Source organism: Amycolatopsis speibonae (assembly GCF_042647925.1).
GTDB classification, from domain to species: domain Bacteria; phylum Actinomycetota; class Actinomycetes; order Mycobacteriales; family Pseudonocardiaceae; genus Amycolatopsis; species Amycolatopsis speibonae.
In genome coordinates, this window is record NZ_JBHRWK010000019.1 from 73,339 (window position 1) to 85,635 (window position 12,297).

Genomic DNA, 12,297 nt, shown 5'->3' on the forward strand with positions numbered 1-12,297 from the left:
GAGCTACCAGGCGTCCGCCAGCAACTGCCGCGTCTCCCCCAGCAACTGCGGCAGCACTTTCGTGTGCCCGATCACCGGCATGAAGTTCGCGTCGCCACCCCACCTCGGCACCACGTGCTGGTGCAGGTGCGCGGCGATGCCCGCGCCGGCGATCACACCCTGGTTCATCCCGATGTTGAACCCGTGCGCCGACGACACCTCCCGGATCACCCGCATCGCGTGCTGGGTGAACTCCGCCACCTCGACGGTCTCCTCCGGCGTCAGACCCGTGTAGTCCGCCACGTGGCGGTACGGCACGGCCATCAGGTGACCGGGGTTGTACGGGTACAGGTTCAGCACCGCGTACACCGTCTTCCCCCGCGCGAGGATCAGCGCGTCCTCGTCGCTCTTCTCCGGGAGATGGCAGAACGGGCAGCCCTCGTCGGGTCTCTTCGACCCTTGCACGTAGGCGAGCCGATGCGGGGTCCACAGGCGCTGCAACGCGTCCGGGATCCCGACACCGTCCTGTCCGACGACTTCAGGGCCATCGGGGCCCGTCACCGGAGTACCGCCTCCAAGCCTTCCGCGGTCGGCGAGGAGTTCTCACGGCGCTGGACCCAGCCGGCGATCGCCTCGACCGCGTCGGCCACCGGGACGCTGTTGATCTGGCCGCCGTCGCGGAACCGGAACGACACCGCGCCCGCCTCGACGTCCTTGGCGCCCGCCAGGAGCATGAAGGGCACCTTCTGGGTGGTGTGGGTGCGGATCTTCTTCTGCATCCGGTCGTCGCTCGCGTCCACGTTGACCCGGATCCCCTTGGCCCGCAACGCCTTCTCGACCTCACGCAGGTGCTCGACCTGGCCCTCGGTGATCGGGATCCCGACCACCTGGACCGGCGACAGCCACGCCGGGAACGCGCCCGCGTAGTGCTCGGTCAGCACGCCGAAGAACCGCTCGATCGAGCCGAACAGCGCGCGGTGGATCATCACCGGGCGCTGACGGCTGCCGTCGCCCGCGGTGTACTCCAGCTCGAACTTCTCGGGCAGCATGAAGTCCAGCTGGATGGTCGACATCTGCCAGGTGCGGCCCAGCGCGTCCTTCGCCTGCACGGAGATCTTCGGCCCGTAGAACGCCGCGCCACCCGGGTCCGGCACCAGTTCGAGGCCGGAGTCCACGGCGGCGGTGCGCAGCACCTCGGTCGCCTCGGCCCACACCTCTTCGGACCCGATGTACTTCTCTTCGTTCCGAGTGGACAGTTCGAGGTAGAAGTCGTCGAGACCGTAGTCGCGCAACAGGTTCAGCACGAAGTCCAAAAGGGACTTCAGCTCACCGGGGACCTGTTCCAGGGTGCAGAAGATGTGCGCGTCGTCCTGCGTCATGCCGCGCACGCGGGTCAGGCCGTGGATCACGCCGGACTTCTCGTAGCGGTACACGGAACCGAACTCGAACATCCGCAGCGGCAGTTCCCGATAGGAACGCCCGCGCGAGCGGAAGATCAGGTCGTGGAACGGGCAGTTCATCGGCTTGAGGTAGTAGTCCTGGCCGGGCTTGCGGACCGTACCGTCCTCGTTGTGCTCGGCGTCGAGGTGCATCGCCGGGTACATGCCGTCGCGGTACCAGTCGAGGTGCCCGGAGGTCTCGAAGAGCGCGCCCTTCGTGATGTGCGGCGAGTAGACGAAGTCGTAGCCCGCCTCGACGTGCCGCTGGCGCGAGTAGTTCTCCATCTCCTGCCGGATGATCCCGCCCTTGGGGTGGAACACCGGCAGCCCGGAGCCGATCTCGTCGGGGAAGGAGAACAGGTCCAGCTCGACACCGAGCTTGCGGTGATCGCGCCGCTCGGCCTCGGCGAGGCGCTCCAGGTAGACGTCCTGCGCTTCGGCGGATTCCCATGCGGTGCCGTAGATCCGTTGCAGCTGCGGGTTCTTGTCGTCACCGCGCCAGTACGCGGCGGCGACGCGGGTGAGCTTGAACGCCGGGATGAACTTGGTGGTCGGCACGTGCGGACCGCGGCAGAGGTCGCTCCACACACGCTCCTTGGTGCGCGGGTCGAGGTTGTCGTAGATGGTCAGCTCGCCGCCGCCGACCTCCATCACCTCGGAAGTGTCCACATCGGACTTGAGGTCGACGAGTTCGAGCTTGAACGGCTCGTCCGCGAGTTCCTTCTTGGCCTCGTCGACCGAGTCGAAGACGCGGCGGGAGAACTGCTGCGCACCCTTCACGATCTGCTTCATGCGCTTTTCCAGCGCCTGCAGGTCTTCCGGGGTGAACGGGGTGTCGACGGCGAAGTCGTAGTAGAAACCGTCCCTGACCGGCGGGCCGATGCCGAGCTTGGCCTGTGGGAACTGCTGCTGCACGGCCTGGGCGAGCACGTGGGCGGCCGAGTGGCGGATGACGCTGCGGCCGTCGTCGGTGTTCGCCGCGACCGCCTCGACCTCGACCTCGGACTCCGGGGCCCAAGAGAGGTCGCGGAGGTTCCCCTCGGCGTCACGCACGACGACGATCGTGTCCGGCCCCTTGGTCGGAAGCCCGGCTTCGCGGACCGCCGTGCCCGCCGTAGTGCCCGCCGGTACCACCACGCGCGAGGCGGTTGCGGCTGCTACTGACGACGGCTGGGACACGATGGACTCCTCGCGGTGAAAGCGGATGGTTCCCGTGATGTTAGTCGTCAGGTGCGGCGCGGCTCACGCGCATTACCCCTAACACCACGAAGGCCTCCTTCCCATCGGAAGAAGGCCTTCGCGTATCGAGCGACGAGGTCAGACGGTCTCGACGACCTCGTCGAAGTCCAGCCGCGGCAGGCGGTCGTACCAGGGGTTGTCGCCCGGCTTGCCGACGTTGATCACGACGAGGGACTTCCACGGCTTGTCCGCGAAGAACTCCTTGTCGATGCCGTCGGCGTCGAAGCCGGTCATCGGGCCGGCGGCCAGCCCGGCGGCGCGGATGCCGATGATGAAGTAGCCGACCTGCAGCAGCGCGTTGAGCTTGGCGACCTCGACCCGGCTCGTCTCGTCGGCGAACAGGTCCTTGGCACCCGGGAAGTGCGGGAAGGTCCGCGGCAGGTTCTCGTGGAACTCGGTGTCGGCGGCCAGCACCACGGTCACCGGCGCCGCGTCGGTCTTGGCGCGGTTGCCCTCACCCATCAGCGGGGAGAGCCGCTTCTTGCCCTCTTCGGTACGGATCACCAGTGCGCGCAGCGGCTGGTTGTTCATCGACGTCGGGGCCCACTTGACCAGCTCGTAGATCGCGCGGATCTGCTCGTCGGTCACCGGCTCGTCGCTGAAGCTGTTCGCGGTGCGAGCCTCGCGGAACAGCAGGTCCTGGACATCCTGCGGGAGGCTCAGGGCTTCGGTCGGCTCAACGCTGGTGGTCATGGGTGGTTCTTCCTTCCGTACGCGTCTTGTTACTGGCCTCAACCTAGTTGAGCGCTGAACTATTTCTCGCTCAACTACCCCTTCGTGTGCGGTCGATCACAAGGAACGGCCGTCGTCCCGGAGGACGACGGCCGTCGAGCCGATGCGGCGGAAGGATCAATAAGCCCCGCGTCCCTGCACCACGGCCCGGAAGGTCTTCCAGAGGATCACCAGGTCGAGGGCGAGGGACCAGTCCTCGACGTAGCGCAGGTCGAGGCGGATGCTCTCGGCCCAGCTGAGGTCGCTGCGGCCGCTGACCTGCCAGAGCCCGGTCAGCCCCGGCTTGACCAGCAGACGGCGGCGCGCGTCGGGGGCGTACTTCGCGGTCTCCTCCGGCAACGGCGGGCGGGGGCCGACGAGCGACATGCGACCGCTCACGACGTTGAGCAACTGTGGCAGTTCGTCGAGGGAGTACCGGCGAAGCATGCCGCCGACCCGCGTGACCCGAGGATCCTTGCGCATCTTGAACAGCGGTCCGGCACCCTCGTTGTCCGCCTGCAGGTCCTGCTTGAGCTTGTCGGCGTTCGTGACCATCGTGCGGAACTTCAGCATCGTGAAGGTGTGGCCGTCGCGGCCGACGCGGCGCTGCCGGTAGATCACCGGGCCGCGGTCGTCGAGCTTGATCGCGACCGCGATCGCCAGCAACAGCGGGGAAAAGAGAGTGAGGAGCAGCGCGGAACCGAACCGGTCGAGCGCTTCCTTGACCAGACGGCGGCCGCCGGTGAACATCGGCGCGCTGACCCGCAGCAGCGGCATGCCGAGCACACCGGAGACGTTCAACCGGGGACCGGCGACCTCCATCAGCATCGGGGCGACCACCATCTCGGCGGAGGTCCCTTCGAGGTCCCAGGCGAGCCGCTGCAGGCGTTTCGGGTTCCAGTGCTGATCGGCGGTCACGGCGACCACGCGGTAGCCGCCACGGCGGACGTGGCCCGCGAGGTCGTCGAGCTTCCCGACGATCGGGACGCCCTCCACCTCACCGCTCCCCCGCTCCGCGCCGGCGCCGGAGTACGTGCAGACGGCTTCCACCCGCCAGCCGACATGGGGATCGGCCTTGGTGCGGGCGATGAGATCGGCGACCGTGTCGGGGCTCCCCGCCGCGAGCACCGGCAGCAGGCATTCACCGAGCCGTCTTCGCCGGTGAAGCACCTGCCTCAGTGCGTACCGCTGCAGGAACATGAAGACAGAGATCATCGGGACGACGATGAAGACCCACGGTTGCACCGCGAGCGCGCCGAACAGCAGGCCGCCCAGCGCGACGAGAACCGCGGCGGCCACCAGGCCCCGGCCCAGAGTCCGGTACTCCTCCGCGCCTTCGCCCAGCACCCGGGGGCTCCAGGCACGGCAGACCGACAGCCCGAACAAGAAGGCCGCGGCGGTACCGAGCGCGTGCATGTCATGCGGATCGGATCGATCGATCAAGAACGCGCTCATCAGGATGAGCACGAAGGCCGTGAAAACGTCACTACCGATGACCCAGGCACGGTAGCGCGATTCCCAGGCCGCGTATGGCGGCCGCGCCGACGTCGTGTCGACTGCCGCGGCGTTGCCCGTATCCCTTTGCGGGGGACGCGGGATCGACTGAAGGTCGATGTGCTGCGGCGTCCCGTTAACGGTGGACGACGGCCGCACCGACTCTTCCATCAGACCTCCCGGAGTGGGGATTCCCGAACGCCGGATCAACACGCTGAGTAAATGAGAGCGATTTCGAAGAGTGATCGATTCTCAAGATCCTTCAACGGCTGATGGGGCGACACACGCCAAGGTATCGGCGGCTCTCCGGCCATCGTTACAAGGATTTCCAGTCACATCCTGCGCGAGCTTCCGGCAAATGAATGCCGCGTTGATAACAAGATGATGACGATGGGTAATAGACCGTATCCCCCGAACAACTACTCAAAGTAGTCACGAATTCGCAGCCCTCCCGGCCACTCGGGGCACCGCGTCCACGATCGGCCGAACAGCCCCGAAAACTCCACAGTGGACGGTCCGCGAAAGTCGATCACCGGCCGGTCCACTGTGGATTTCAAGTCCCCGGAGGACCCGGAGTCGCGAGGTGGGCTCACCGCGGGCCGATCTACCTTGTCAATCGGTCACCGGAGTGGCGTTTCGTCACATCACGTCAGCGTCACGGCGACCCCGTCGCCGGAGCCGGACGGGTGAGCGGCTCGCCCATGCCCTGCGTCACAAGCACCATGGTCTGGACCTTTCGCCGGAAGACACCGTGCCGAGGATCACAATGTCGTCTCGATGGGCGGATCATATGACGTTTTGACGACGCGACTCGAAATCTCTGACGAATGTCCACACCGGCCTCGACGGCGGGCCTCGGAGATCTCCGAACCGGCGGCATTCCGCCACCCCAGTCGCTCCGGGTGCATTCAGCCGGGCAGGCGAGCCGGGCCGCGACGGTAGAAGTACCGCCCCCACATAACCCGCGTCCGACCTGGGGATCGAATGCCACCGGACGGCTCGCGGCCAACCGTGTCCGAGAATGAATCAAGGCCCCGGACCGATGGTCCAGGGCCTTCATCCGGTGGGCGATACTGGGATCGAACCAGCGACCTCTTCGGTGTGAACGAAGCGCTCTCCCGCTGAGCTAATCGCCCGCTCGCGGTGTCCGGCAGACTCTACCTCACAACTTTAGAGGGCCTGCAAACGGGTGGTTCCCTCCGACCACACTCCGCTCACCAGTAAATACGGAGCGAACAACCACGAGCTAGCCGGGGCTGTCCTGGCCGGGGGGCGCCTGCGACGCGTTTCGACATTCGTGCGACGGTGCTATCGCGTGACGACTAAACCGCGCAGTATGTACATGTGGACTGCCTGCAGGGCGCATGTAGGGCTGCGCGTCGCGCGGGTGATGATGGGGTGACGGAGTGGGAACCCGGGGTCGATGACCCCATCCGGGTGATCTGCGGCAAAACCGCGTTCCGATCGGCCGGCCGGAACGTCACATCATCGCCACTCGGTTCGACCGGGCCGGGAAGGAGACGAAGGGTAGGACGATGCGCAACGATCACGTGACGCTCCGCTCGACGGCGGTGTTCGACCTCCTGGCGCCGCGGACACCCGCGGTTCCGGTCAAGGTGGAACTTCGGTACGACACTCGCGACCCCTACGCGGTCGTCGCCGCCTTCCGCACCGGCCGCGCCGGCTGGGTCGAGTGGGTCTACGCGCGCGATCTCCTCGCCGACGGCCTCCTGGCCGACGCGGGCGACGGCGACGTACGCATCCGCCCCTCCGTCGAAGACCCCGAGTCCGTCCTCATCGAACTGAACTCGCCCTCCGGGCACGCCATGTTCGAGGCGTCCGCCCAGGAGCTGGCCGACTTCCTCGACAGGACCTATGACGTAGTGCTCCCGGGCAACGAGCACCTGTGGGTCGACGTCGATGACGCCCTGACCCACCTGATCCCCAACGATCTGGCCTGATGACAGGCTTGCGAACAGCAAGTGGCACCCCGGTTGCAAAGCCGTTTTCGGGGTCGGATAGTGTTCACACACACCACGGCGACGGGGTGAGGGACAAAACCGCGAGGTTCTGACCTCAACCAAACCGAGGATGTGCGGATGTAGCGCAGCTGGTAGCGCATCACCTTGCCAAGGTGAGGGTCGCGGGTTCGAATCCCGTCATCCGCTCGGAAGGCCTTCTCGGGCCTGTCACGGTGGAGTGGCCGAGAGGCGAGGCAACGGCCTGCAAAGCCGTGTACACGGGTTCGAATCCCGTCTCCACCTCGCGCGATTAGCTCAGCGGGAGAGCGCTTCCCTGACACGGAAGAGGTCACTGGTTCAATCCCAGTATCGCGCACCATCTGTTTTCGCAGGTCAGAAGCCCTGCTCCTCCTCGGAGGGGCAGGGCTTCAGTCGTTCAATGGCGATGGCTCTCGGAGCGGTCTCCAACTGCCCGTCACGGAAAGTGGCGTGCGGGTGACGGAACCACTCCCCCAGCTTCGTCCGCTCGCACGGCGTGGGTGCAACCAGCGAGTCTCGAACGCTTGCAGGATCTGACGGCGCATGAGCGGGGTCACGTGGTCGTAGACCCCTCGCGATGCCCTTCATCTTCTGACCCAGGCGCGCCCGCCGGGCGACTTCGGGAATGCCGTCCTCGGCCAGCCGGGTGCTGTGGCTGTGCCGTCCTTTGTGGAAGGTGAAGGTCGGCAGGATCGGTTGCACCACTTCGGCCGACCGCGTGTGTTTCGGCATCACTGCCGTCCCACGCTGGGCGCCAGTACCGGTCGCGGAAGTTCGACCGCCGCAGCGGCGCTCCCTCTGCGCCGCAGAGCACGAACGGGAAGCTGTGGCTGTCGATCAGCTCTTCGTAGAAGACCGCGATACTCGGCGGCAGCTCCACGCTTCGCGTACCCGCCGGGGTCCTGGTCCGGCCTAGCAGTCGAAGATCCCGGCCAACGGCCACGACAACCACTGCGGCAGCAGACGTTGTCCAGAAAGGACCGTTATTTCGCCAGCATCGTCGGCTCCAGCCGCGGACCGACCGCGTCCACTAACTCCTCGGCGAACACACCGAACAACATCTCCACCTCACGCGAATCCAGCCACAGGTTGCGCCGGACCCGACTTCGTCCGGGATCGACGAACGCGATATCCGTTGGGGTCAGGGTGAAGAACCTCGCCAGCTCGTCCCGGCCGATCTCCCGGGAAGCCTCGCAGGCGCTCCAGTTCCTCGCCCGCGAACACGTGCGTCGCCACGAGCGTCAAGGAGTCCGGATCCGACCCGCGACGGCTCAGCCGGCTGGACGCCTGAGCAGTCGCCGATCCACGACGTAACGACCACCGCACCTTGCCATGCAGTGTTCATTCCCGACTGTGTCTAGGTTTCGGTTCGTCGGAGGAGTAGTTCGGTGCGGCGCACGGCACCCCGCGATCTGGGCGATGAGCATGCGAAGCTGCTGGTCAGCGGTTTCCTCGCGGCTATCGCTGTGCGTCGTAGCGATCTTCTAGGATCCAGCGACATACGGATGGACTGGTCGGACGACGAGCTGGCGGTGTCGTGGACATTGGTCGGCGAGGACTGGTCGCTGGTGGGCAACAAGACGGGAGCGACTCGGCTCGGGTTCGCCGTATTGTTGAAATTCTTCGAGATCGAGGCACGGTTCCCGGCGGACGGCTTCGCCGACTACGCGTGGTCGGGGGGACGATCGAATACCACCGGGCGCAGGTTCGTGCTGCGTTCGAGTCGCGGGACGAATAGCTGCGCGAAGCACTGCTGGTGCGCCGTCGCGCCGAACGGATCGAGCCGCCGGGCCGGCTTGGCCGGGAGTGCGCCGATCGACGAAAACGCTACTCGGCGACAAGGCCGACCCCGGCCAGGTCGGGTTGGAGACGTTGCTGCCGCCTGCGAGTAGCAGGAGGCACCCGCCGCGCTCGTGGTCCATGACAGACGCGAGTCGACGATCAGCGCCCCGAACTGTACCGATGCGGCCTGCATGCTCGCCATCACACCCTTCCTGACCCCGTGCGGTCACTGGGGCGATCGGCCGTGACACTAGCCGGTTTCCGGACAGGGTGTCCTCGTGCTGGAGGTGGAGATCGGGTGGATACCTGCCTGGGAAATCTCCACCGCGGTTTCCTACCGCGAACCGACGACACACCCGGGCGGGGTTCGTAGCGTCGTCATAACGGTTATGCCGTCGCGATAGTGACCATCGAAGGAGCACCACTCATGTTGATCGGATCCCTGCTGACTGCCGCCGGCCTGTTGTTCGATGTGCCAACCGCGGCGTGGCTGACCGTGGCTGTCCTCGCCGTGGCGGGCGTGATGGCCTTCAAGATGCGGAAGCGCCGACGGCGTTGACCACCGCTGTCGTTCTCCCACCCTGGTCGCAAGGCTGAGGCCGCGCGACCAGGGTGATCTGGCTTGCACGAGTGATCGATCGGCGCGCTGTGGCCTGCTCGGGTTGGTCAGTGACGGGCCTGGCCGGACTCGCCGAGCCCGCCTTCTCGCCGCGATCCACGCGATCGGTTCGGTGTGCTCGGTGATCGCCTGACGACCCCGACGCTTCAGTGCGCCGCCACAGGCACCGAGACCCACGGCACCGCATGGGCCGCCTGGTGACCCAATCGATCCTCGACTTCGCCCACGCCGCACGACCCGTCGCGCGCGCGACAGCCGCTCGGCGGCCGAATGGGACGATCAGCGCAGCTTCGCAGCGTGCGTGAGCCTGTTCAGCGAACTCGCCGCCTACCGACTGGCTCTCAGGTTCGGGACGCTGTTGGATGAGGTTCGTGCAGGAGAAGGCGAAGCGGTCCTCGGGTGGCGCCCCGGTCGGGGAGACGTATTCCGCGCTGGGCAGGCTGCGGGTGACCATCAGCGATCTTGAAGTTCTGCTGGCCAAATTGCGCAAGACGTACAAGCCGGAGTACATCGTGCTTCACGCCGGAAGGGTGATCGAATCACCAGACGATCTGCGAGCGGTCTCCGACACTGACTTGCGGAATCTTTCCATCACGGTGATGAACGATCCGTCGAGCACGCGATGGGCCGGGCGGACCGCATCGGATCTCACGAACGATGATCTCGTGGTCCTGTTAAGGATCAACGAGGCCGCGGCGGTCGGTGTCCTGCCGCTCGTGCTCATGGTGGAAGACTGGGCCAGGACTCGGCAATTCGTGGGGCTCCCGCCGCGCACCGTGCTAGGGCGCAGGAAGAAGTCAACTTGGAAGCGACAGATCGTGCTGGTGTTCCTGGGGCTTCTCCAGATGGTTTCGATTTTCGTCTCGCCGCCCAGTGAGCACACAGCAGCGGGTTACGTCTCTGCTGGGACCTGCATACTCTTCCTGGCCCTCTTCGCCTGGTTTTTCCATCGGTGGTTCACTGAGCCCGCGAGGGTTCGCGATTTCACCCTTGTGGTGCCGTTGACGCTGGACGAGTTCCGAAAGGAGGAGGTCGTCAGAAAGCGTTACTACATAACCACTGCTATTGCGATCGGCGCGCCTCTGGTCGCGACCATCACGGCTTTGGTGATCGCACTGATAAAAACATGACCGAGTGCACACAAGGGCGATGACGGAAATCGTCGGCACGCCGATCCGATCGACCTGACGCCTTGTTCTGTTGCGATAGCCACCAGCTCCCCGCCGACCTGTACGGGTGGTCCAGGAGCTGGGCGTACTGGAGCTGTGGCCGGACGGCCGGGTGCTGGAGTTCGTCCGGCTGGAAACCCCGGAAAACACGCGGCACGGAGGAGCCCGCGGGCTAGGGTGAACATCATGCGCTTCGGACTCTTCGTCCCGCAGGGCTGGCGGCTGGACCTGACCGGCATCGAACCTGTGGACCACTGGAAAACCATGCTCGGCATCGCGAAACACGCGGAGGCCGGGCCCTTCGAATCGATCTGGGTCTACGACCACTTCCACACGGTGCCGGAGCCGACCGAGGAGGCCACCCACGAGGCGTGGTCACTGATGTCGGCCTTCGCCGCGGCCACCGAGACCATCCGGCTCGGGCAGATGTGCACCTGCATCGGCTACCGCAACCCGGCGTACCTGGCGAAGGTCGCCGCGACCACCGACATCATCTCCGGCGGGCGCGTCGAGATGGGTATCGGCGCCGGCTGGTACGAGCACGAGTGGCGGGCTTACGGCTACGGCTTCCCGAGCGCCGGCGAACGGCTCGCCCGGCTCGACGAAGGCGTCCAGATCATGCGAGACCTGTGGACCACCGGAAAGTCCACACTAGCCGGCGAGCACTACCGCACCGACGGCGCGATCCTGCGCCCACTACCGCTGCAGGACGGCGGGATCCCCCTGTGGATCGCCGGCGGCGGCGAGAAGAAGACCCTGCGGATCGCCGCGCGATTCGCGAAGTACACCAACTTCGCCGCCGACATCGAGACCTTCACCCGGAAGTCGGAGATCCTGGCCGGGCACTGCGAGGACGTCGGCACGGACTTCGGCGCGATCGTGCGCTCGGCCAACCTCAACGGCGTCATCGCCGAGACCGAGAAAGAGGTCCAGGACAAACTGGCCTGGCTCAAGGACCACTACGCGAAGCACGCGTCCCCGGAGGCGGCCGAGCGCGCGTACTCGATCTTCACCGCCGGGGCGGGCATCGGCACACCCGAGCAGGTCGCCGAGCGACTGGCCAAGCTGGAAACACTCGGCATGACCTACGCGATCTTCAACTTCCCCGAAGCCGCCTACGACCGCTCCAGCATCGACCTCTTCGCAAAACATGTCGTCCCGGCGATGAACACCTAGACCGTGTCTGGTGACCCTGCTCGACGGGCTTCGCGATCCAGGTGATTCCTGGCGATTCGGGCGGATCGCCCTCGGCCCGAGGCCTTACTCGGGCCCAGGTGCTCCGCCCCCCGGCGGCCTAGGACACCATCCGCCGTGGCTGGGCGACCTCGGCGCGAACCCACTCCGGCGTTGAGGAGCGCTGGTGCCGAGCCAATGCGGCCGCGGACAGCCAGGCGTCGTAGTCGCCGGAGGCGGTTGCGACGACTTCACCGACGTCCGAGCCTCAGTAGACGACCAGGCCGAGATTACGCAGGGGTCTCGAACCAGAACTGCTGATCGTCCTGCCAGCATGGCGGCGAACTCCGCCGGCACCTCCGCTGTGAGGCGATCGCGCATCTGCTCGCAGGACAGACGGCGGTGGACGACGGGCCGGCCGGTGACCTCGGTGATGATCGCGGCGATGTCGTCGTGGCCGAGTGTCTCGGGTCCGGGTCGCGCCACTTCCTGCGCGCCCGATTTTTGAGGAACGATCGTTCTTGACTGATCGTTCCCCAAAAGTCTATCGTCGTGGCATGGGCAGGCCAAGGGCGTTCGACGAGGACGAGGTGGTGCGCGCCGCCGTGGGATTGTTCGGTGGCCGCGCGTACGACGGGGTGTCCATCGACGACCTCGTCACCCACCTCGGCGTGCACCGCAACAGCCTGTAC

General features: G+C 66.2%; 10 protein-coding genes and 4 tRNA genes. 8 read left to right on the forward strand and 6 right to left on the reverse strand.

Annotated features, from left to right (window positions below; translation table 11 throughout):
* Positions 1-3: 3 nt before the first annotated feature.
* From ACFOSH_RS14300 to ACFOSH_RS14320, 5 genes are all read right to left on the reverse strand, one after another.
* The gene (locus ACFOSH_RS14300; protein WP_378239333.1) at positions 4-540 is read right to left on the reverse strand and encodes an HIT family protein; all 537 of its coding nucleotides are present in this window, start codon (positions 538-540) and stop codon (positions 4-6) included.
* A complete protein-coding gene (gene thrS, locus ACFOSH_RS14305; protein ID WP_378239335.1) occupies positions 537-2,555 on the reverse strand; it encodes a threonine--tRNA ligase in 2,019 nt (672 codons plus the stop codon). The genes ACFOSH_RS14300 and thrS overlap by 4 nt, the downstream gene beginning before the upstream one ends.
* A 180-nt stretch (positions 2,556-2,735) precedes the next feature.
* Positions 2,736-3,350, reverse strand: coding sequence for a malonic semialdehyde reductase (locus ACFOSH_RS14310; RefSeq protein ID WP_378239336.1), 615 nt, complete (start codon positions 3,348-3,350; stop codon positions 2,736-2,738).
* Between the two features lie 156 nt (positions 3,351-3,506).
* Positions 3,507-5,033, reverse strand: a complete 1,527-nt coding sequence (locus tag ACFOSH_RS14315) for a sugar transferase (protein WP_378239337.1) — start codon at positions 5,031-5,033, stop codon at positions 3,507-3,509.
* Between the two features lie 893 nt (positions 5,034-5,926).
* Positions 5,927-5,998 (reverse strand) — tRNA-Val (locus ACFOSH_RS14320).
* 399 nt (positions 5,999-6,397) lie between these two features.
* On the opposite strand from ACFOSH_RS14320, the gene ACFOSH_RS14325 reads away from it, so the two are divergent.
* The 4 genes from ACFOSH_RS14325 to ACFOSH_RS14340 all read left to right on the forward strand — a co-directional run bounded on the left by ACFOSH_RS14325 (position 6,398) and on the right by ACFOSH_RS14340 (position 7,202).
* Positions 6,398-6,823 carry an SsgA family sporulation/cell division regulator gene (locus ACFOSH_RS14325; protein ID WP_005159130.1) on the forward strand — a complete coding sequence of 142 codons (426 nt, stop codon included), beginning with the start codon at positions 6,398-6,400 and terminating at the stop codon, positions 6,821-6,823.
* 134 nt (positions 6,824-6,957) lie between these two features.
* Positions 6,958-7,030, forward strand: a tRNA-Gly gene (locus tag ACFOSH_RS14330).
* Positions 7,031-7,055: 25 nt separating this feature from the next.
* Positions 7,056-7,126: transfer RNA gene (locus ACFOSH_RS14335), tRNA-Cys, on the forward strand.
* Position 7,127: 1 nt separating this feature from the next.
* Positions 7,128-7,202 (forward strand) — tRNA-Val (locus tag ACFOSH_RS14340).
* Between the two features lie 14 nt (positions 7,203-7,216).
* Here the strand turns inward: ACFOSH_RS14340 and ACFOSH_RS14345 are convergent.
* Complete coding sequence (locus ACFOSH_RS14345) at positions 7,217-7,594, reverse strand: hypothetical protein (protein WP_378239338.1); 378 nt, start codon at positions 7,592-7,594, stop codon at positions 7,217-7,219.
* 656 nt (positions 7,595-8,250) lie between these two features.
* On the opposite strand from ACFOSH_RS14345, the gene ACFOSH_RS14350 reads away from it, so the two are divergent.
* The 4 genes from ACFOSH_RS14350 to ACFOSH_RS14365 all read left to right on the forward strand — a co-directional run bounded on the left by ACFOSH_RS14350 (position 8,251) and on the right by ACFOSH_RS14365 (position 11,608).
* Complete coding sequence (locus ACFOSH_RS14350; protein WP_378239339.1) at positions 8,251-8,754, forward strand: hypothetical protein; 504 nt, start codon at positions 8,251-8,253, stop codon at positions 8,752-8,754.
* A 317-nt stretch (positions 8,755-9,071) separates the two neighbouring features.
* The gene (locus ACFOSH_RS14355; protein ID WP_378239340.1) at positions 9,072-9,203 is read left to right on the forward strand and encodes a hypothetical protein; all 132 of its coding nucleotides are present in this window, start codon (positions 9,072-9,074) and stop codon (positions 9,201-9,203) included.
* A gap of 422 nt (positions 9,204-9,625) precedes the next feature.
* Entirely contained in the window at positions 9,626-10,393 is a 768-nt protein-coding gene (locus ACFOSH_RS14360; RefSeq protein WP_378239341.1) for a hypothetical protein, read from the forward strand.
* 225 nt (positions 10,394-10,618) lie between these two features.
* Positions 10,619-11,608, forward strand: a complete 990-nt coding sequence (locus ACFOSH_RS14365; protein ID WP_378239342.1) for an LLM class F420-dependent oxidoreductase — start codon at positions 10,619-10,621, stop codon at positions 11,606-11,608.
* Positions 11,609-12,297: the final 689 nt, after the last annotated feature.